Consider the following 21,772-nt stretch of genomic DNA (forward strand, 5'->3'; position numbering starts at 1 on the left):
TGTTTTACACGTTATAAAAAATTGGTTACGTACTACTCTACATGATCTGGATTATGATAATCGGCGATCATTTCCTTCAAATCGGAACCATCATGTCTTGTCACTAAATCAAAATAGATGACCGCATAACCTACCATGAAAATCATAGCTGTAAACAGGCTTACGACACCCGCAATGACAGTAAATAATACACTATTACCTAAAAACAACCCAAAAATGATATTAACAACATAACCAATGATACCAGTAATAAGCAATAACATCAGAAAAAGACCCAGTACCTTCCATGTGCGTTTTTTTGTTAAACGCCAGCTTTTTCCCATTCCAGGAATTTCCCCCTCGAATATGACAGGACCAAGGTAAAAACCCCAGCGCGAGAACAACAGTCCGATTACAAGCCAAGCACCTAAAAACAGGATGATCGATAAGATAATAGCTGTAACCGGTTCGATAAATGCGCCAAATACACCGATAAATATAACGGCTAATATAGAAACAAAGATCATTCCAAACGCAATGATTCCGACTAGTAGACTACTACCGAAGATTCCCCAGAATTTAGAGAATGCCTTTTTAATGACAATTCCGGCGGTAAAGTCCTCTCCGTTTCTCAGACGTTGGATCGCAAATAATACAGCCGCTGCTGCAATCGGATAAAACACCAGTAGCAATAGCATCGAAATAGAATTCCCTATCTCTGCACCAAAGTTATTAATAGTACCTCTCGTTTCATCAAAGGTGGAAACGATTTGTTCAAACCACATTTCGCCACTGCCAACTTCCCTCACGAAACTTGTTCCGGATAATAACAATATAATAGCTTGTAATAAATAAATAGGACCCATTACAATGAGTACGATCATAAAGAAATCAGGAAATCGATTCTTACATAAGCGAAATGTATGATCCAATATTTCCCCAAATCCTTTTGGCTTACTAAATTCTTCTTTCATTTCAAAACCCCCGTATCTTCTATATTATCTTCGTGATGTTATGAAAACACACCTGTTCAGATGGCTTAAAACTGTCATCTGCTAAAGTGCAACTAAGGCATTCACCTAAAGACTTGGTAAATGCCAAGTCTTCTAATGTATATATTTGCTATGTTATCATTATTCACGTTATATTTCATGATGTTTCTGAACTTTCCTACCGGCCAATGAAAGCGAACAGTGCAAAGAGCTGTTCGCTTTCCAGTCAATCATTCATTTTTTAAAATATACTTTTTCAAAGCATAAGCAACACCATCTTCATAATAGGCCTTTGTTGTATAGGTACTTTTCATCTTTACTTCATCTTCTGCATTCTCCATTGCAACACTTTGACCTGCTACCTGAAACATCGACAGGTCATTTAAATTATCACCAATTGCCACCGTGTTTTCCAACGGGACTTTCAAATAATCAGCCATCAGCTTTAGTGCATTTCCTTTACTTGCTTCTACGTGCCCGATTTCAAGCTTCTGATTGCCAGAGGAGGTTAAAGAAATATCTTTTTTTTCTGTTAAATCGGACCTGAGCTTACGGAGCTTCTGCGTATCAAAGGATAGTACAAAAAGTTTATATACTTCACTATTGGTAAAATCTATCGCCTTGTAATCAGAAACGAATGTTAACCCATGCTGATTAAACTGAATATCTACAATATCGACAGCCCACTGTAAAGATTCTGTTGTGCGCTTTTTCAATTGTTCGATCTCATTATTTAAAATTTCCTTTTTGCCTTCTTCTATCAGAACGCCATCTTTCGTATAGATTTCATAGTACAATCCTCGCTGTTCCAAAATGGATATCATCTCGGAAATAACAGGAACAGTTAATGCTAGCGTTTGTAGCTGCTTCCCATCATGGTATGATTTCGCCCCATTCCCTGTCATAATCGGACAGTCAATCCCCGCTAGTTGGAGTATTTGGGCTGTATCCTGAAAGGAACGGCCAGACGATATAGCAATCATATCCCCTTGCTTTTGTACTGCATGAATTGTATGTATGTTTTCCTGACTAATGGAACCATCGTCTGACAATAATGTCCCATCCAAATCGATTGCAATAAGTTTCATTTTATCGCTCCTACTATTAAAATATGTTGTTTATCATCTTCGAAAAGAACTGATTCCCCACAAGTTCAAATATTCCCCAAGCAACTGAACATCTTGGTTCTGGCAGACAAAACCCAAATGTCCATCGGGACGTACAAGATACAATGCATTTTTCACCAATCCTGCCTGTTTAGTAGCTTTATCATAGTTAAACGCTTGAAGCAGTAAGTGCTGTTGTTCGCAAAAATATTGCAGCTCCGTGTCGGCTTCCCCATAAATATGGACCTGCCAATCCAGACTACGAAGTGTATCAACATTCAAGGCTGTATATGGCAGGCGAATTCCTGCCTGATTGTGCTTATCATCTCCACTGCTTAGCGGGCTATCCGTATACGTTATCCTTATTTGCGAAATGAGGTTAAATAACTTTTCCCGCACCTTTACTGAACGATTCAACAATGGGATCAAGGACGGGATAATCCGCTTGCGAAGCGTTTTGTTGACGACACTTGTTGAAACGATACGTTTAAACGCCTGATCAGTCGTATCCACAAGTACTTTTGCAAATTTCTTCCGCTCGATCTCATAAGAATCCAAAAGAGAAGTATTCCCCCGCTGTTGCAAGACAGCTGCCAACTTCCAGCCAAGGTTCACTGCATCCCCGATCCCAGTGTTCATTCCCTGCCCACCAACCGGACTATGCACGTGCGCTGCATCCCCAACAAGGAAGGCTCTACCTTGCTGGAACCTTTCAGCCACCCGGTGGTGCACCTTGTAGGTAGAGAACCAATTCACCTGTGTAACCTTTATCTGGTATTCTCCCTCCATAAAGGATACCACTTGATCGGAAGTTACATCTTCCTTCTCTTTTAAATAGGCAGGCAACACACCAATTGCCCTTGTTGTATCACCGCTTCGAACTGGCAAAAACACTGTAAATTCCTCCGCCGCTATGCTCATTCCAATTTTATGATACCCAATTGGGGCCCCTTCCCCCTTTAAATCCATTACATAAAATTCCTGTTCATAAGTGCCCCCTTCAAATTCAGCCTCCATCTGGTGACGTGTGACACTGCTCGCCCCGTCACAACCACAAATATACTGGAATACGGATGTCGTTTGCTCCCCGTTCTGGCGCAGTGTCACTTCAACACCTGTTGTTTGCTCCTGATATGAAAGGAGTTCTGTATTCCATTCTACACGAACGCCAAGTTCATTCAATTGTTGCAGCAAAAACTGCTCATGCTCATCTTGCGGATATGTAACAGGTGATGTAAAACGACTCAATCCATCGCCTAAATTGCCAATATGGAAGCTCGCTTTCTCCTTGCCCTCCACACGAATAGACAGATCCTCTATTTTAATGCTACCTTGAATAAAGTCTTTCGCAAATCCAAATTGATCATAAAACTCTAGCGTTCGCGGTATGACAACCATCGCCCTTGACGCTTGACCTGGCCCGTCTTTTTTATCAATGATTCGAAATGGTACTTGTTGTTTGGCAAGACTAATTGCCAACACTAATCCTGTTGGACCAGCACCTATAATAAGTACTTGTGGATTCATTATTTATCCCCCCCTGTATCTGTTACATGTATTATTCCCTGAATATAAGCAGTCAACACCACCAGATATATATGAGATAAAAAAAGAAGTAATCACCACATACGTAAAGGGTAATTACTTCTACATGTTTAACTTATTTACGAATTCACTTGTTTCACAAATTCTTTCATTAATCCCGGCAAATCTGGCCATGCATGGCCGGATATTAAGTTACGATCGGTATGCAAAGGCTCATCCACATAAGTAGATCCTACTGCCTCCACTTCTGGCTTACAGGCAATATAGGCAGTTAATTCCCGATCCTTCATATGTTCTTTCACAGTCGTTAAAATTTGAGCTGCATGACAAACAGCTGCGATTGGTTTATTGGCTTCAAAAAAGTGGCTAACAATTCCTGGCACATGTTCATTTAGGCGAACATGTTCAGGTGCACGTCCACCCGGAATAATCAATCCATCATAATTCTCGGGGTTAATGTTTTCAAATCCAGCATTCGCCTCGATCAGATAGCCTTCCTTTTCTGTATACGTCTCCCAACCAATAAAGTCATGAATCACTGTATGAAGCTTTTTCGCGGAAGATGCAGCAATTGTTGTATCGTAGCCTTCCTCCAAACAGCGAAAATAAGGATAATAAATTTCTAAAGCCTCTACCGCATCACCAGCAAGAATCAAAATCTTTTTAGACATTGAAATTCCTCCCTATTCATTTTATATTCTATTCTATACGGGACTGGCATTTCCCTCTTTTTTAACATGTAAATCTACCTTGCTTACTCCCATACATAAGGCGTTTGCTGATAGACATAATAGTTGAGCCAATTAGAGAACAACAGGTGTGTATGGGACCGCCATGTGTTCATCGGCTGTTCATCTGCATTGTTATTCGGGAAATAATTTTCTGGCAATTCGACATCCAACCCTTTATCACAATCCCTTATATATTCCTCGGCAAGTGTTGTCGCGTCATATTCTAAATGACCTGTGACCATAATGTGCTTCGCATCTGTGGACATAATAATGAACGCTTCCGCCACATCTGAGGTAGAGAGTAGCTGTAATCGAGAATCTGCCTTTATCTCTTCCATTGAAACCGTTGTATACCGTGAATGTGGCGCATTGAATATCTCGTCAAAGCCACGCACCAGTTTGATCGTTGGATCGGAAACACGATGTTGATAGATACCTGTTAACTTTTTCGGCAGCTCATATTTATCAATTCCATAATAATAATACAATAAAGCTTGTGCTCCCCAGCAAATACTCAAGACGGAAGTAACGTTTTGCTTCGTCCAATCCATTATTTTCGTTAACTCTTTCCAATAATTTACTTCTTCAAATTGCAGACGTTCAATTGGGGCTCCCGTAATAATCATACCATCAAAACGACGATCTTTAACCTCATCAAACGTTGTGTAAAAAGTATCCAAGTGAGATTTACTTACATTTTTCGATTCATGTGTCGCCATTCTTAAAAATGTAATATTCACTTGTAACGGTGTATTCCCCAACAACCGCAAAAGCTGTAGCTCAGTCTTCTCTTTTTCCGGCATTAAATTTAAAATAAGGATACTCATCGGACGAATATCCTGCGTTCTTGCCCGATCCTCATCCATCACAAAGATTTTCTCTTGTTTTAATTCTTCTCTTGCAGGTAGTGCTTTCGGTATGTTAATAGGCACTGACAGCTCCCCTTTCACTATTTTCAGATAATAGCATCCACTATAGAGATTATTTAACCATTGAGCAATTGGTAGAAGCTATTGCCAACGTTAAAAAACCCCTTTTCGCTTTGAATTGCAAAAAGGAGTTTCACCGATTTATCATTCAAAGCTTTTGCCTTGCTGGTAGTAGCACCTTTCGTTATGTAGGTTGCTGTGGTTTCAATGAGCCAGAACTCTCAACCACTCTTGATAATTATTTAATTAGTCTTATTATAACAGATATTTCCGATTATGGGGTGTGAATTATATGATTACTCCAGACTTGCCTATTCAACTTCTGTTAAAAATACTTTCTCATCAAAACCACCGCGTTGGATTGCTTTAGCCTCACGTGCCTTTTCTACTTCCTCTATAGAACTGCCATGAATTTTTGCGAGTGCGTGAATGAGTTCAAGCAGGTCGGCTAATTCATCCAATGCCTCTTGGTCATTTGCCGAAGTTAAATACTCCTGCAATTCTTCTTTCGTTTTCTTTTGAAGTTCTTTTACATAATCTTCATCAGACAAAACAGTAGTCTTTGCCTGTTTGCCAGTCATTGTAATGATCTCCGGGATTTTATCACGGATTAGTTTATTGTACGTAGGCATTTAAATCATCTCCTTTTTTATTTTCGTTTCAATCTATTCTTCTAATCTCACACCATATTTATTCATCGTAACATTTTAGATATACAATAACTTGCATGAACTAGAATAATCTTATTCTTAGCCAAAATAAATACCCTCGAATAATAGATTCCTCCATTATTCGAGGGTATTGGTAACGCCCTAGTTTCGAGTTAACTTCGGCTATGGCTTGGATGGGGATAAAACGCCATTGAACCAAGTCATCTTTATGAAACAAGGTTTTATATTTTTACTTTTCTCCACTTAATTCAACCAATATTTTTGCTTGGGATTTATCATTTGTTAATGTTTCAAATCCCTTTTCAACGATATCATCCAATTGAATCTGATCCGTTATAATACCCTGTGGTTTTAATTGTCCAGTTGACATTAAATCTATCGTTTGCTGAAAGCTAGTAGGTGTATATGCAATCGTTGATGTGACTTTCACGCCTGTATTAGTAAGTTGAATAGGATTCCAATCTATCGCTCTCGCAAAGATAGAAACAATGACCATCGTTCCACGCGCTCTTGTTGCATCGATCGCTTGTTTAAATGTCGGGCCAACACCGGCAACTTCAAATGAAACATCCACGCCGTCTGGTACAATTTCTTTAATTGCTTTTACAGCATCTTGTTCGCCTGAATTAATGATGTCAGTTGCTCCCATTTCCTTAGCCTTTTGTAGTCGTGTTTCGGACAAATCCAAAGCAATAATCTTGCTAGCACCAGCAGCCTTAGCAGCATCTATGGTTAACAATCCAATTGGGCCCGCACCGAATACAGCAACCGTATCACCAAACTGAAGACCACCTTCTTTTACTGCTTGAACAGCAACAGCAGTAGGCTCTACTAAAGCTCCATCCTGTAATGTTAATGGTTCTGGAAGAAGATAAACATTTTTCTCTGGAACATTCGCATATTGCGTAAAACCACCATCTCCATGCAAGCCGATAAAGCTAAACCCGTCATAAGGATCGAGGTCTTCCGGCTTATTTCCATATGTTATCGTAGGATTGATAGTTACTCTATCTCCAACTTTAATGCCTGTAACTTTAGATCCAACTTCTTCAACTACACCGGCAAATTCATGTCCCATTGTTAATGGAGCGGTCTCACCTGTTAATGGATCTGCTTTCTGAGCAGGAACAAATACGGGTCCCTCTTGGTATTCGTGCAAATCACTACCACAAATCCCCGCCCAGGCAACCTTCACCTTAACTCCTGTATCTTCTAACGGTTGCAATTCTTTTTCTTCAACCCTGATGTCTTTTTCACCATGCCATACAGCAGCCTTCATTAGAAATTCCTCCTAATAGAATTAATATGCTTACAAGTCTATTATACGCCGTTATTTTTTTTAATTCTAGTTTGTATGCTCTAGCATTTCTTTATCGGTGTTTATAATAAAGTGAAACTTTATTCAGGGCAGGTTTTCGACGCATAGGACGTGCTAGTACAGGGTTGTCATAAATGTTTTCGGTAGGAAACGTAAGTACTACGATCAATTAAGAATGTTTTCCTGTTCTTTCTTCTCGATCCAACGCTTCCCCATACACCTGTAAATCCGCTTCAGAAAACAACACCATAACTACTTTACCAAATGTATGATTGTGTGAACTACTCGCCACTTATCACGCTTACGAGCTGATTGAAGTGGGAGCTTCTCGACTTATCGTTACTTTTACTAGCTAACGAAAAATGACCGAGCTAACCCTCTTGTTCCATGAGTTTTGTTTTTATGCTAATGCTAATAAGCATAATCCTTCGTTCTTGATGTTGATGGCGGAATTATAGTCACGATCTGCCACATAGCCACAAGCACATTGGTAAGTACGTTCAGATAGTGTCATTGGTTTTTCAGCACCACAACGAGAACACCTTTTAGTAGATGGAAACCATTTATTTATTTTGACAAGTTGTTTACCTTGTTGTTCTAACTTATATTTGAGGAATCTGGTAAACATACCCCAACCATTGTCATGAACGCTTTTACCAAAATGAAGCGCTTGCGACATCCCTTTCATATCTAAATCTTCAATAATTACAGCATCGTAGTTTGACGACAATTCTTTAGACTTATGATGAAGGAAATTCTTACGTTGATTAGCTGTTTTTTCCTGTAGTTGAGCTACTTTCAGTCTTTGTTTTTCCCACCGTGAAGAACCTTTCTTTCTGTGAGACAAGATACGCTGTTCTTTTGCTAATTTGTCTAATGACTGTCGATAGAAACGAGGGTAATTGGCTTTCTTACCTTGTTCACTCTCGACATATAGACCATCCATAGCAAAGTCCAGTCCAACAGCCTTTTGAATGTTTACAGGTTTAATTTCTTTCTCATATGCTGTCAAAATCGAAATATAGTATTTCCCAGATTTTGTTTTAGAAATAGTGCAGGATTTTATTTTATAATCAGCAGGAATTTCTCTATGCTGTTTAATTTTTACAGGTTTTAGTTTTGGTAATTTGATATGACCGTCTTTCAATTGAATATTCCCGTTTACCATGTTTGTCGTATAAGATTGTTTATATTTTCGACTTTTGAACTTTGGAATTGCCGCACGTCCCTGGAAGAAATTTGTATAGGCTTTTTGTAAGTTGATTTGTGCGTTTGCCAAAGCCAAGGCGTCCACTTCTTTTAGGAATGGAAATTCTCCTTTGTATTTAGCAGGAGTCGGAAACTGTTGCCTTTTAAGCATTTCCTTATCAGCTTTGTATTTTTCGTAAGTCTTTTGTCGTTCTGCCAGCATTTTATTATAGACAAATCGGACACAACCGAAAGTTTTCGATAATAATATTTCTTGGCTTTTATTTGGCTTCAACCGAAATTTGAAGGCTTTGTTTTGTTTGGTCATATCAATTCACCTCACTTTCGACCTTGACTTTCAATATGTTTTTTGATGTTATTTATTGGAGCACCGCCTGTTGTAAGCAGGCAGAAACCCCTTGACCAAAACATCTCTTTCCAAAGTTTTTTTCTAATGTATGGAAAGTCTCTCTTTATCAATCGAGAACTAGCACTTTTATAAACATTGACGAACTTCGATAATTCTGAATTAGGATGTGCTTTGAATAGGATATGGACATGATCATTATCATGATTCCATTCCACTAATGTGATATTGTACTTAATCCCAATTTCAACAAACATTTTTTGAAGAGTAAGATAATTTAGCGTCAAAAATTTTACTCGATACTTTACAACAAGCACAAGATGATAGTACATCAGGAACACCGAATGATTATTACTATCTAATTTCATTTAGCTATCAGTCCTTTATCTATCTAAGACTGATTATATCATGGGATTTGGCTTACGCCAACTGAAATTCGTCTCCCACCTACTCATTGGGCTTTTGCCCTTCACATTCCTTGAGATGGGAGACTTCTTTCGGAAATCTGTTAAAAAATGACCCCAGAACAAGTATACTGGAGTCATTCATAAGTCTATTATTCTGGTAAAGTAAAGGTAGCTTGCTTACCTTTAGATATATCTTTTGCATCATCATCCCTCATTGGACCGATTTCTACCTCAAAGGATTTATTTTTCCAAATCTTTTCATATTGTTCTTGATCCAAAATGAAGATCTGTAATAACTCACCAGACTCTCCATCTTTAATGATATCATCGTTCCTATAATTAAGCAGCATACCTTCATGAAGCATGTACTGAGAACCATCATTGACTGTTAGCTTTGAACTTATAGAGTTTTTACCAATCACTGATGAATTTTTATTATCAAGATCAAACTTCAATGTTAATAGGACAATGCCATTTTCAAAGCTTTCAAATCTTGGTGCTTCTACTTCGTTCGGAGTGAACGATGTAAATTGGTAGCCGTCCAATGTAACAGTAATGTCTCCTAGTTTTTCACTTTCGTCGATGCCATCTTTTTCTTTCAGCATCTTTTTATCACCCATATCCTCCGCTGTTACAGCATCCGCGTAGAAGTCTTTATTTCCCTCTACTTTTTCAGCACCATCTTCATTCAGGCTTAACGTGAACTTACCCTCTTTTCCAAAATTAGAGTTAACGTCACCCTTTTTAGAATGCGGTGCAGGTACTGCTACTGTTGCAGTTGATGCATCTAATACTTCTTTCAAATGATCTTCTCCAAATGGATATGTATAATAGCCTGTGATGGATTCACCCGCTTTAATAGCATAGTCGTTGGCAGGTGACAATTTTGTTGGCAACTGTTCTTCTTCAGGAACCAAATACTGATTATTGTTATAATCCTTCTGTGCACCTGTATAGGACATATAAAGCGCTGGCATGTAGTAAGCATCTTCATCCGTGTCATTTGTTACAGTATATTTGGCGATAATAACCCCGCCATCTGTTTGATCATTAAAAGGAATTTCAAAATCAGTATGGAAATCTTTTAATTCAACGAGTGTATAACCATCCAGCGATACAGAGAAGTCATCCGCTTCATGCACTTGCTGCTCATCGTTCTCATAAAGCACCTTAGCTGTTCCTTCGGTTTCTTCTTCCATATAGCTAATGAATTCTGAAAAGTCATTCGAACTTTCTTCTTCATTACTTTCTCCTTCGGCGTCTTCTTCTACGTTTTCTTCCGGTTCCTCTTTATCTTCCTCTTCTGGTTCTTCCGCCTCAGGCTCCTCTGTTTCTTTTTCCGCGGCAGTCTCTTCAGCCTCAGCAGATTTTTCTTCTTTTGATTCTTTCTTATCACTGCCACAACCACTTACAATTAATGCAGCAAAAATCATTGTAGTGAACAGCATGATCCACCTTTTTGACATTTTACATCCAACCTCCAAGATTATACAATTAGTACAATATTACCGTATTCAGATAATTATTCATATAGGCACAAGGTCCTGTATTGGTTTTTTCCATTGATACAAACTGGTTTTTTATACAACAACGTCCTGGTAATTACCAGGACGTTGTTATTTTCCTATTTAAAAATACTTACTACTATTCCTCATGATCAATAAACACTGTCAGCACCTTTGCACCTTCATTATCTACCGGAACAAACAGATGGGTCTTTGTTCCCTTAAAATAGGAGGTATCCCCTTTTCCCATATAATGTTCCTCGCCATCATATAGCAGATAAATTGCACCTTCTAGAATATAGATAAATTCATCTTGGGAATGAGTGTATGGCTCGTTTCGCAAATTGGTATCCTTTGGTGTAACATGCACAATCGTCGGTTCAATATTGGAAAACTTGGATCGATTTGCGAGCAATTCGTACGAATAACCCATGTTATCGTCGTCTGCACTTATTTGTCTATTCGATTTCGGAAGGATCACAAGATCTGTTTCGGGGTGATCGTCCAACAACCAGGAAAGAGAAACTTCCAATGCATCACTGATTTTAGATAACGTTGCTACGGCAGAAGATGTTTGGCCGTTTTCAATCTTGGATAAAAGACTTTTGGAAATGCCACATTGGTCTGCGATTTGTTGTTGCGTTTTCTTATTTCCTAAACGGGCTTGTTTTACTTTTTTCCCTATATGTTGTAGATCTATTGCTATTCCCTCCCTTTCCCGGTGATTCGCTTATCGGTCTTTATAGCATAGTTTAGCGTATCTTTTTCGTCAAGATGGAGCAGATGTCCATATGAAAAACCATCATTTTCTATTCCAGCAGAAAATGATGGTATATCTTAAAAACCTAGCAACGACGTTTTCATCTCATATGCAAGCCTATGATAGCATTCACTGTATTGCAGCAGTATAGGCGAGCGCCTTGCTAGGGAGTGCCTTTCCCAGTTTGTTCTGGATAAAAAGAGCTGCTTCTTGAAGTTTTTTCTCATCAATCCCTGTTTTTATTCCTTGACCATCGAGCAGATAAAGCACATCATTTGTTGCTACGTTTCCTGCTGCACCGGGCGCATAGGGGCAGCCACCAAGTCCACCGATCGAACTATCAAACCGAGTAATCCCCAGTTCCATGGATGCCATGATATTTGCAATCGCCATTCCTCTAGTATCATGGTAGTGCATAATAATCTTCTCTTCTGGCAAACGCTTAAGCACCGACTCTAGTAGCTGAACAACCTGCGAAGGAACCGCTGTACCAATCGTATCGCCGAGGGAAAGATCATCCACACCGAGCGCTAGTAGTTGGTCACAAACGCGCATCACCTGTTCCGTTGAAATTGCTCCTTCGTACGGGCAGTCAAAGACCGTAGAAACATAACCTGTAACATGTTTTCCTGACTGTTTTGCTTCCTCGATCACTTCTTTGAGTATCGGATACGTTTCTGCAATTGTTTTGTTGATATTTTTCTTGTTATGCGTCTCACTTGCGGACATGAATACGGATGCACCATCAATTCCGGCCTCCAGTGCCAGCTCCAAACCTTTCATGTTGGGAACGAGCGCTGAATAACGAACGTTTGGGTTACGTTTAATCTTTTTTCCGACTTCATATGCATCAGAAAGTGCTGGAATCCACTTCGGATGAACAAATGACGAATACTCAATTTCCCTCACCCCTGTTTCAGACAACATGTTAATCCAGTTAATCTTATCCGCGGTTGCTACCATTTTTGATTCATTTTGTAAACCGTCTCGCGGTCCGACCTCTTTAACCTGAACAAATTCTGGCCAACGTCTCATCTTTAACCCTCCATCCATTTTTGAACGCGCTTTCAATTAACCTTATTTAAAAATTCAGATCCCATGATTGCTGAATTACTTACCTTTATCATTGTATTCACTTGTGTTTATTTTAATTCAACCTTGTTGAATACAATATATAACAAAAATTGTTAATATGTCAAATGTTTGAGAATAACCGCTGAGCAAAAAAAAGTCTACCCCGGACAATTTTTCTCCCGGGATAGACTTTTTTTACATATATGCTGTTAATTACTACGGAATTTAACACACACTACTTCAGGAACTTGTACTTCCGAATCCAATTTTGTTAGCTTGCCTGTCTCCCCGTCGCGGGCAAACAAGACAAGATTCCCTGAGTGCTGGTTGGACGCCACAATAAATTGTTCGCTCGGATCCAGCACAAAGTCTCGTGGCCATTTTCCACCTGTTGCTGTATGTTCAATAAAAGTCAGTTCATTACTGCTGTCATCAACACTAAATAATGCAATACTATTATGACCACGATTGCCAGTGTAAACGAACTTACCATCTGATGAAATATGAATCGCACTCGCGTCATTCGTTTCTGTAAAGTCTTCTGGCAGTGCACTTATGGTTTGTTTTTCTGTAAAACAACCTTGTTCTGAATCGTAGTCCAGCACCATCACCTCAGAACTCAATTCCGTCATCAAATAGGCAGTTTTTCCATTTGGATGAAACGCGATATGACGCGGTCCACTTCCAGGCTTTACGCGAAGTGTTTGAACCCGATTCAATTCATTATCCTTGATCTGGTACGTTACAAGCTCGTCCGTTCCAAGATCCGCGACAACAACATATTTCCCATCTGGTGTATGTCCGGCATAGTGAACGTGTGGTTTTTCTTGTCGTTCATGTGGACCGCTTCCATCATGTTTAATGGTGGTAATTGGTTCAATGCCTCCCTGCTCATTGACAGCATTCAATCCAATTGTCCCTTTATGATAGTTACCGGTTACCACTGCATTATTTCGAACGTTTATGTGACACGGCGGTGCGCCCTCTGTGAGTTGTCCGTTAATCATTTGTAGTACGCCAGTTTCATTATTAATCTGGTAAGCGTGTACACCGCCCATCTTATCTTCCTGTGCGACAGCGTAGAGATATTGATTATCCGCACTGATTGTCAAATAGGTTGGACTGCCAACCTTTGCAGCAACCTCTGCCTTACTGATTTTTCCCGCTTCTGTATCAAGGACAAAAGAATAGATCCCTTCACTATTTTCCCTTGTGTAAGTGCCCGCATAACCGATATATTTTTTTCCCATATGTACCCTTCCTTTCTAAATTAATACTTATAGTATCCATTATAGCATTTACAGTTGAGGATACGAACGTTTAGATATGAGGGCGCTTTGAAATGGGCCGTTAACGCTTAGTGAACGATCCCAGATGAGTCTGCAAAAAACTTTAAATACTACCTTGTATTACATAGGTTATGACTGTATACTATGTAATACAAGGTAAATAAATGAGGTGGAATTTATTTGTCAACAACACAGATGCTGAAAGGAATACTCGATGGCTGTTTACTCGCAATCATCAAAGAGAAAGAGGTATATGGCTATGAAGTAGCCGAGAAACTGGAGCATTATGGATTTAACACTTTTAGCGAAGGAACCATTTATCCATTACTAATGCGCATGCAAAAAGAGCAACTGCTAACTTCTACATTAAAGAAATCAACAGCTGGACCACGGAGAAAGTATTATTCACTGACTGAAAAGGGAGAACAGGAATTAGAACGCTTTATAACACGCTGGGATTATTTACAATCCAATGTAAATAAAGTCCTTACACACGAATACGGGACGGATAAATAAGGAGATGATCATTTGAACATTCACAACACACCGCTCTCACAACAGAGCAAAACATTTTTAGAAGATTTGCGTGTCTATTTATTTTCCAGTGGAAAAAATACAGATGAGATTGAAGAGGTTGTGGAAGAATTAACAGATCATTTACTGGAAGCAGAGAAAAAGGGAAAATCGATTGAAGGTATTATTGGTCAATCACCGAAGGAATACATGGAGCAAATTTCCAATGAAATGCCTGTGGACTACATGGCTTGGTTTAAATATATTCCGATTATTATATTGGTAGGCTTTTCAATTACCATTTTAAGCGACCTTGGCAGAGGTAAGCTTATCTACTCCGTTTTGGAAGTAGTTGGTTATTTATTGATAGCAGGGCTTTTCCTTCTTGCTACATTTACTGGCCTAAAATATGTTTCTGGAAATCACTTTTCTATACGTAAACAGGCACTTATTTTTGGCGTTTTGGGCGGTTTTCCGATGCTTCTGTTTGTGGGTTTGATTTATTTAAATCGCATGGTTGAAACACCGACCATTCATTTTGGCTTAGCAGGCTCGATTGTAATTGGTGTCATGGCACTGATTCTCATCATCGCTGTATCTATCTGGGCTAAAACATGGATATTAATCATCATTCCAGCACTTTTTGCGCTGCCCGATGTTATCTTAAACCAAACTGCGTTGCAGGAAAATACCCAATTACTATTAAGTTCGTTTATTTCCCTCGGCGGCATTGCGGTTTTCTTATTCATTAGCTTTAAAATGAGTAAAGATTAATTGCCTATTTCCAACTAGATACCCGTATGCGAGGTTAACCGTTACATCTATAGACATGACATCTCGAAAAGGATAGACAATAGCAAAATCCTTCGCTTTTATCTATCCTTCTATTTTTTCATTATCAAAGTTATTTACTCCAGCTTTTCTTGCTTTTCCTTCTGTCTTTTTTTCATCATCATGAGGGTCAATGGTTGATCGGATCCAGTCATCATTTTATAAAAAAACGTGGCGGTCAGATCATAGCTATTTTCCATTTTTTCTACAAGATGGTTCGTTCGCTCGAAAAGGATGGAACGGAAATGATCGATTTGTCTTGTGATTTTCTCCATTGTTGCTTCTTGTTTCTCGAGTCGTTCTAACACGTCTTTTTGCATGCTTTCCTGATCAGTGTCTTGAGCGGTAATTTGTTGTTGCAGTCCATGAACTTCATTCACTTGTGATGCCATTTGTTTATTGAAAGCAGCTTGCTCTCCTAATTGAGCAAGAATGTCCTGTTTTAACAGTTCCTCCTTTTCCAAGGTTTCATTCAACTTTATCATTTTTTGATCTAACTGATTTTGCCAATGAATCGTATCACCAGCCAATTGCTGATACTGCAAATTAGTTTTATTTAACCTTTGCAGCTGGCTATTTATTTCTTTCCATTGCTGATGATGTGCATTTTCCTGTAATTGATTTTTCATTTTCAAGTCATGGTAAGAATAAAATAAAGTATGGTTCACATTTTCCTGTCTCTTTAGCAGTTCTGAGAAATAATCTATTTTTAAGTACCCTTGATTGGGTTCTGTTAGTTTTTCCTCATTTTTATAAACATATGGATGCTCCAGGCTATTGATAAATAATCCCATTTTGATTACATCTCCTCATTGTATTATGCTATTATCCTATGCAGTTTTCTCATGCATGGGACATTCGTTTGATGGTGGGTATGCTTTAACGTTTGTTGCATATTTTTCCTGTTTTATTTGACTGTTTTATAAAAGATTGTTGCTATTTAGTCCGCGGCACGAATACACTTCGCTTTCCGCGGGTGACCCGTGAGCCTCCTCGAATTCCGTTCTGTGGGGTCTCACTCTGGCCACTATTCCCGCAGGAGTCTACGTGTATTCGTGCCGCTCAGAGCATCTATAAATGATATATGAATGCTCGCCAGCAGAGAGAATATGCGATATCCCGTGATTCGTCGGCTAAAAACAGTAAATTTTCATCAAATCTTCACATTGCTCCTATATAATAGATTGGACAAAGCATTGTAATTGGAGGGGGATCGATGGCAGCAGCTCGAATACTTATCATGGCAGTAGGTTTTATCGTGTTCTTTGTTATCAGTGATTTACCAAAGTCACATAAGAAAAAAATGATCTCAGAAATGATTTCTCAGCTGATTAATTTCGTTATTTATATCTGGTTAGGGAAAATCATATTAGATCTTGCTTTGTTTGTAAAAGATCCGCTGGCAATATTGGCCTATCCAAGCAATGCGCATGCCTTTTATCTGGCTGTTTTATTTAGCGTACTAACGCTTGCTTATAAACAGTTTTACCGGAAAGTGGATATGGTTTCTTTCATCCCTGCCTGTATACCGGTATTTTTATCAGCATCGTTTGTTTATGAATTTATTCAATTTGTTTGGTATGACCATACATATGCAATTGGGAACCTGATATTATTGACCGTGCTCATTATTGTAGGCTTACTGATACGGGATCGAATTAGATCCACCATCGTGACAACAATAATGATAATCGGTTGGAGCACAGGTATGCTTTTATTAACTTTTATATTGCCATTGACGACGGTATTTGGTTATATCATGGATTCATGGTTTATAGGATTACTTTTAATAACGAATATAATATTACTGACTATTAATCAGAGAAAGAGGGTCACTTAATGGGTGGAATTGAGACAGATACGATGTTAGTTGTAGGCATGTTCCTGGCAATGGGAGCGGGAGCATTATCATTCCTATCTCCCTGTGTACTACCGATTTTCCCGGCATATTTATCGTATATAACCGGTATAAGTGTGAAAGAACTACAAGGTAATAAGCATGTTAAAATCCGCAGTAAGTTACTGAGCCACTCTGTATTCTTTTTGCTAGGTGTTTCGCTCATCTTTATTAGCCTTGGTGTCGGAGCTTCCTTCTTAGGACAGTGGATTCAAAATTTACTAGTTGGTGATTCCGGATTATTGATTCAACGTATTGCAGGCATCTTCATTATATTTATGGGACTCTTTGTTGGGGGTTGGATAAATATTACTGCATTAATGAAAGAACGGCGTTTCCATTCTTCCAATAAACCTGTTGGCTATCTAGGAACCTTTTTTGTTGGAATGGGGTTTGCCGCTGGTTGGACACCTTGTATTGGTCCCATCTTTGGGTCAATCTTATTCCTGGCAGCAAGTAATCCAGGACAAGGTGTATTTTATACAGCCATGTATGTCGTGGGTTTCGCATTGCCCTTTCTAGTTCTGACCTTTTTCCTTGGATCAACGAGATGGATTGTTCGCCACAGCCAAATTATTATGAAAATAGGCGGAGTCATAATGATTGTGATGGGTCTCGTCTTATTTTCTGGTCAAATGCCACGAATCTCTGCTTTCTTATTAGAACTTGTCGAGGACACTTGGTTAACCAAATTAGGATAATATGGGCTTGGTTGAGGCTTGGAAGCACTTATCAATCGTCTTTAGAGGTGAAATAACGCCACGAAGATAATAACGGAGGTAGATGTTAATGAAAAAGGCAATACTTATTGTAATTGTCGCGGGAATGCTTGGCTTTGCAGTGTATGATTTTGTAAGTTCATCCGATAAATCAGAATCGACTGTTACAAAGGAGCAAGAAAGTGAAGAAGAGGCATCAGACAATAAAATAACTTCTCCACCACCTGAAGAGGAAGAGGAAGATGTCGTAGCATCAGATGTGGTAGGACTTGATAAAGGTCAGATCGCTCCGGACTTCGAACTAACGACACTAGATGGGGAGACCGTAAAACTGTCAGACTATAGAGGTAAACGTGTTATGCTGAATTTCTGGGCAACATGGTGCCCGCCATGTCGCGCAGAAATGCCTGACATGCAAAAATTCCACGAGGATAAAGATGTTGTTATTTTAGCGGTCAACCTACGTGAAACAGAGTCCAACACAGAAAAAGTGCAAGCATTTATTGATGAACGCGATCTGACATTTCCAGTTCTTTTGGATGAGGAAACGGTTGTAGCAGATCAATATCAGATTCAACCGATTCCATCTTCATTCCTAATTGATTCTGATGGACGGATTCATAACAAAGCATTTGGCGCACTGAATTACGATCTGATGGTACAGGAATTCGAAAAGATGCAATAAGACACGGATATCGCGTAAACTGGTGGTGGGGTGATCGTAATGAAACAAACCATTATGGTTGTGGAAGATGATAAAATGATTCGCGATCTGGTACGGATATACTTGGAAAAGAATAATTATGATGTCGTGGAGGCAAGGGATGGTGATGAGGCAAAGGTTGTATTTCACCAATACCATCCCTGCTTAATTATATTGGATCTTATGCTTCCCAAGGTTAGTGGGGAGGAGTTTTGTATTTGGGTCCGAGAGCAAGAGCGAAATGAAGTTTCCATTATTATGCTTTCAGCCAAAGTACAAATTGATGATAAAATATCCGGATTAAAATTAGGAGCCGATGATTATATGACAAAGCCCTTTGATCCGAATGAATTGATGGCACACGTCGAAGCTGTCCTACGACGTACAGGCCAGTTTTGTCAAAAGGTCGTACATGAAGGTTTATGTATTAAGCCAAGAAAAGGAGAAGTTTTACTTTATGATCAACATGTAAAACTTACAAAATATGAGTTCAATCTTCTCTATTATTTGATGCAACATGCTAACATGGTCTTATCTCGGGAACAGCTCGTTGGGCAAATTTATCCAAATGCGGAACATACTGTAATGGATCGAACGATTGATGCGCATATCAAAAAACTTCGTGAAAAAATTGAAGATCATCCAGCTAAGCCACAGCGCATCCAAACTGTTCGGGGAATGGGGTATAAATTTGTCACCGCGTAAACGTGTGAAGTCTCTATTACCTTCAGGACTTTTATGGCGTTTAACTTTATTGAATACATTAATTATTATCACAGCTACCGCAATCAGTGGTTGGGCTATTTATAATACGGCTTGCTTCCTTGCGGCGGGAGTGGGCAATTTTGACGCACAGCGACAGGAACAATTTAACACGACGCTTCTCTACTATTTATGGCTATTCATGATTATTGCAGTTATTGCCGGCAGCATGCTTCACTTCTATCTGACTAAGCGGCTGATTAAACCGATACACGGACTGATTGAATCAACGAAACAATTGAAGCGCGGACATTTTCCTAATCCAGTGGAAGTGTACAAGCAGGATGAAATCGGTCAATTGGTTATCCAGTATAACGGTCTAATCGAACAACTGCATTCAAATGAACAACAACGAAAAAAGCTCGTTACCGATTTATCCCATGAAATCAGGACGCCTTTAGCAAACTTAAATGGCTATCTGCAGGCATTAAGAGATGGAAATATTGTAGGTGATGCAGCACTATTTACCTCTCTACACAAAGAGTCTGAACGTCTGTCGCAAATGGTGGAGCAGTTGGAGCAAATCAAGGAATGGGATCACTTATCTGCCCAATCGATTGTCATAAAGGAAGCCACAGAGATATCGAAATTATTGAATCAGTGTGCCAGGATGTTTGAATGGACACTGAAACAGAAGCATATTTCAATACAAATCGATGCGGATACCTGTCATCTACCTATCCATGTCGAGCGTATGCAACAGGTCATCAGCAACTTACTTGATAATGCCATTCGCTATTATGAGGGAACAGGTCCCATTGTGTTGACGGGAAGGAAACAAGCTAATGGTTACTATATGTCTATTACAGGTCCTGCCAAACCCATCCCAGATAATGAGAAGGATCATGTATTTAAACGATTTTATCGGCTAGATACCTCGCGCAGCCGCGATACTGGCGGTTCAGGATTAGGGCTTGCGATTACAAAAGAAATTGTAGAGCACCATCATGGTAAAATTGGCGTTGATACAACTGTAGATCACAATATATTTTGGGTGGAATTGCCTTATGATGTAGAAAATTAACCAATACATTAGAAAAACCAAGAAAGGTACTTAGTCCCTATAGATCTCCCGTCAAGTAGGATGTTCGCTCCAGGTAGCCGCTTTCCGCGGCACGGCCTCAGTCTCCTCGAGAAAACCACTCTGCGGGGTCTTCGGACACGTGCTATTCCCGCAGGAGTCGACTACCTTCCGCGACCATCACGTGGTAATCCAAGGTAACCTTCCCTCTCTAAAAAGGCAGAAGCGATGATTTTTGCCTTGTTTACCTTTTTAATCATACATAGATAACCATCAAGAACCAACTATCACCAGAGCGAAAGAAATATACGTAGACTCCTGCGGGAAAAGCGTAGTCGCTGAGACCCCGCAAGAAAAGGGGGCTTCTTTTTCTGAGGAGGCTCAGTGCAAGCCCGCGGAAAGCGTAGTATATTTCTGTAGCGACAGGGACTAGATAACACCTCTCGTTTATACTTTCTTTCCTTTCAAAAAACCCCGACTGGTCTGCACCAATCGGGGTTTTTTATGAATCATTTTAACGTACTACTGCCGGGCCAACCAACACTTCTGGATTAACACCTAATGCCAAATCACTTAATGTCGCATATCCCATATCGCGGTAATCTGACAGCAATTGCTTCAAATCTGTAGCTTGATCATTTGACTTTAACTGCGCAATTTCCTTTTGATAGACAGTTAGTACATATTCATCCTTCAGCGTAGGACGAAATTTACTAGCATCTTCATCCATAATTAAATTACCCATATATTGAATTTTAAATTGCATTTGTCTTGTAAGATGGATAATATGAATAAATTGCTTAAATAACGATGGTTTCGTATCCTTCAATTCATTAATATCATTTTTCGCATGCATTAATTCACTAAAACTTGTTGTTGTTAACATACTAGTATCTCCTTTCATTTATGCTTATACATCCCATGGCTTTTTAACTGTAAGTTTTGCTACAAGTGATTTATGCTGTTCCCGTTTCAGCTTGCGAATCCTCGCTCTTTCTTCACCAGTTTCATATAAATATTTTTCTTCCTCTGTTTCTGGAATAATACCTGGCACTGCAATAGGCTTCTTATTTTCACCCAATGCTACGAAAGTCAGAAATGCAGTCGCGGCGATTCTGCGTTTGGCAGTGATCATATCTTCAGCAATTACTTTACAAAATATTTCCATTGAACTTCTTCCTGTATAGGCAACAAATGACTCGATACAAACAGAATCATCTACTCGAATCGGTTCAATAAAATTGACGGAATCAGTTGATGCTGTCACACATTCTTTCACTCTCGCATGTCTACGGGCAGAAAGCGTTGCACAAGCATCCAGCTTTCGCATTAATACACCACCGAATAATGTGTGATAATTATTTAAATCATTAATGAGTACTTGGTCATTTTGTATAATCCTTGTTTCTTTCGTTTTTTTTGCTTCCATATATCGTTCACCTTATCTTTATAGACATTAACTACA

General features: G+C 39.2%; 23 protein-coding genes, 1 pseudogene and 1 riboswitch. Of the genes and pseudogenes, 7 read left to right on the forward strand and 17 right to left on the reverse strand.

Annotated elements, in window-relative coordinates; genetic code table 11:
- Positions 1-32: 32 nt before the first annotated feature.
- The 14 genes and pseudogenes from JOC34_RS15950 to JOC34_RS16010 form a co-directional block, all read right to left on the reverse strand.
- Positions 33-953, reverse strand: a complete 921-nt coding sequence (locus tag JOC34_RS15950; protein ID WP_205137777.1) for a hypothetical protein — start codon at positions 951-953, stop codon at positions 33-35.
- 248 nt (positions 954-1,201) lie between these two features.
- On the reverse strand, positions 1,202-2,059 hold the full coding sequence (locus JOC34_RS15955) for a Cof-type HAD-IIB family hydrolase (protein ID WP_205137778.1): 858 nt from the start codon (positions 2,057-2,059) through the stop codon (positions 1,202-1,204).
- A gap of 33 nt (positions 2,060-2,092) precedes the next feature.
- Entirely contained in the window at positions 2,093-3,604 is a 1,512-nt protein-coding gene (locus JOC34_RS15960) for an FAD-dependent monooxygenase (RefSeq protein ID WP_239544494.1), read from the reverse strand.
- Positions 3,605-3,741: 137 nt separating this feature from the next.
- Positions 3,742-4,293 (reverse strand): DJ-1/PfpI family protein, encoded by a 552-nt coding sequence (locus JOC34_RS15965; protein WP_205137779.1) that lies wholly within the window; start codon positions 4,291-4,293, stop codon positions 3,742-3,744.
- An 83-nt stretch (positions 4,294-4,376) separates the two neighbouring features.
- A complete protein-coding gene (gene metA, locus JOC34_RS15970; RefSeq protein WP_205137780.1) occupies positions 4,377-5,285 on the reverse strand; it encodes a homoserine O-acetyltransferase MetA in 909 nt (302 codons plus the stop codon).
- Between the two features lie 135 nt (positions 5,286-5,420).
- A riboswitch (SAM riboswitch) is annotated at positions 5,421-5,523 on the reverse strand.
- Between the two features lie 70 nt (positions 5,524-5,593).
- Positions 5,594-5,914: a nucleoside triphosphate pyrophosphohydrolase gene (locus tag JOC34_RS15975; RefSeq protein WP_205137781.1), complete on the reverse strand. Its 321-nt coding sequence runs from the start codon at positions 5,912-5,914 to the stop codon at positions 5,594-5,596.
- A gap of 268 nt (positions 5,915-6,182) precedes the next feature.
- Positions 6,183-7,232, reverse strand: coding sequence for a 2,3-butanediol dehydrogenase (locus JOC34_RS15980; protein WP_205137782.1), 1,050 nt, complete (start codon positions 7,230-7,232; stop codon positions 6,183-6,185).
- Positions 7,233-7,671: 439 nt separating this feature from the next.
- On the reverse strand, positions 7,672-8,787 hold the full coding sequence (locus JOC34_RS15985; RefSeq protein WP_205137783.1) for an RNA-guided endonuclease TnpB family protein: 1,116 nt from the start codon (positions 8,785-8,787) through the stop codon (positions 7,672-7,674).
- A gap of 11 nt (positions 8,788-8,798) precedes the next feature.
- Positions 8,799-9,194: an IS200/IS605 family transposase gene (gene tnpA, locus JOC34_RS15990; protein WP_205137784.1), complete on the reverse strand. Its 396-nt coding sequence runs from the start codon at positions 9,192-9,194 to the stop codon at positions 8,799-8,801.
- 188 nt (positions 9,195-9,382) lie between these two features.
- Positions 9,383-10,699, reverse strand: coding sequence for a DUF5068 domain-containing protein (locus JOC34_RS15995; RefSeq protein WP_205137785.1), 1,317 nt, complete (start codon positions 10,697-10,699; stop codon positions 9,383-9,385).
- 178 nt (positions 10,700-10,877) lie between these two features.
- Entirely contained in the window at positions 10,878-11,249 is a 372-nt protein-coding gene (locus JOC34_RS16000; protein WP_239544496.1) for a cupin domain-containing protein, read from the reverse strand.
- A gap of 3 nt (positions 11,250-11,252) precedes the next feature.
- A pseudogene (locus tag JOC34_RS22015) lies at positions 11,253-11,444 on the reverse strand (helix-turn-helix domain-containing protein); the annotation flags it as partial.
- A gap of 183 nt (positions 11,445-11,627) precedes the next feature.
- On the reverse strand, positions 11,628-12,533 hold the full coding sequence (locus tag JOC34_RS16005) for a hydroxymethylglutaryl-CoA lyase (RefSeq protein WP_205137786.1): 906 nt from the start codon (positions 12,531-12,533) through the stop codon (positions 11,628-11,630).
- Positions 12,534-12,781: 248 nt separating this feature from the next.
- Positions 12,782-13,822, reverse strand: coding sequence for a lactonase family protein (locus JOC34_RS16010; RefSeq protein WP_205137787.1), 1,041 nt, complete (start codon positions 13,820-13,822; stop codon positions 12,782-12,784).
- 219 nt (positions 13,823-14,041) lie between these two features.
- Here JOC34_RS16010 and JOC34_RS16015 point away from each other — a divergent pair, with 219 nt between their 5' ends.
- Both JOC34_RS16015 and JOC34_RS16020 read left to right on the forward strand, forming a co-directional pair.
- Positions 14,042-14,377 carry a PadR family transcriptional regulator gene (locus JOC34_RS16015; RefSeq protein WP_205137788.1) on the forward strand — a complete coding sequence of 112 codons (336 nt, stop codon included), beginning with the start codon at positions 14,042-14,044 and terminating at the stop codon, positions 14,375-14,377.
- Positions 14,378-14,389: 12 nt separating this feature from the next.
- Positions 14,390-15,148, forward strand: coding sequence for an HAAS domain-containing protein (locus tag JOC34_RS16020; RefSeq protein ID WP_205137789.1), 759 nt, complete (start codon positions 14,390-14,392; stop codon positions 15,146-15,148).
- Between the two features lie 134 nt (positions 15,149-15,282).
- Here JOC34_RS16020 and JOC34_RS16025 read toward each other — a convergent pair whose 3' ends face one another.
- Entirely contained in the window at positions 15,283-15,999 is a 717-nt protein-coding gene (locus JOC34_RS16025) for a hypothetical protein (RefSeq protein ID WP_205137790.1), read from the reverse strand.
- 422 nt (positions 16,000-16,421) lie between these two features.
- Here JOC34_RS16025 and JOC34_RS16030 point away from each other — a divergent pair, with 422 nt between their 5' ends.
- The 5 genes from JOC34_RS16030 (at position 16,422) to JOC34_RS16050 (ending at position 20,310) form a co-directional block, all read left to right on the forward strand.
- Positions 16,422-17,045: a hypothetical protein gene (locus tag JOC34_RS16030; protein ID WP_205137791.1), complete on the forward strand. Its 624-nt coding sequence runs from the start codon at positions 16,422-16,424 to the stop codon at positions 17,043-17,045.
- A complete protein-coding gene (locus tag JOC34_RS16035) occupies positions 17,045-17,803 on the forward strand; it encodes a cytochrome c biogenesis CcdA family protein (protein WP_205137792.1) in 759 nt (252 codons plus the stop codon). Before JOC34_RS16030 ends, JOC34_RS16035 begins: the two co-directional genes overlap by 1 nt.
- Positions 17,804-17,891: 88 nt before the next feature.
- Positions 17,892-18,506, forward strand: a complete 615-nt coding sequence (locus JOC34_RS16040) for a peroxiredoxin family protein (protein ID WP_205137793.1) — start codon at positions 17,892-17,894, stop codon at positions 18,504-18,506.
- 39 nt (positions 18,507-18,545) lie between these two features.
- Positions 18,546-19,229 carry a response regulator transcription factor gene (locus tag JOC34_RS16045; protein ID WP_205137794.1) on the forward strand — a complete coding sequence of 228 codons (684 nt, stop codon included), beginning with the start codon at positions 18,546-18,548 and terminating at the stop codon, positions 19,227-19,229.
- Complete coding sequence (locus JOC34_RS16050; protein ID WP_239544498.1) at positions 19,216-20,310, forward strand: sensor histidine kinase; 1,095 nt, start codon at positions 19,216-19,218, stop codon at positions 20,308-20,310. The genes JOC34_RS16045 and JOC34_RS16050 overlap by 14 nt, the downstream gene beginning before the upstream one ends.
- Before the next feature lie 511 nt (positions 20,311-20,821).
- Here JOC34_RS16050 and JOC34_RS16055 read toward each other — a convergent pair.
- On the reverse strand, positions 20,822-21,193 hold the full coding sequence (locus tag JOC34_RS16055) for a hypothetical protein (RefSeq protein ID WP_205137796.1): 372 nt from the start codon (positions 21,191-21,193) through the stop codon (positions 20,822-20,824).
- Between the two features lie 24 nt (positions 21,194-21,217).
- The gene (locus JOC34_RS16060) at positions 21,218-21,736 is read right to left on the reverse strand and encodes an acyl-CoA thioesterase (RefSeq protein WP_205137797.1); all 519 of its coding nucleotides are present in this window, start codon (positions 21,734-21,736) and stop codon (positions 21,218-21,220) included.
- Between the last annotated feature and the right edge of the window lie 36 nt (positions 21,737-21,772).

The organism is Virgibacillus halotolerans (assembly GCF_016908515.1).
GTDB lineage: Bacteria > Bacillota > Bacilli > Bacillales > Amphibacillaceae > Virgibacillus_M > Virgibacillus_M halotolerans.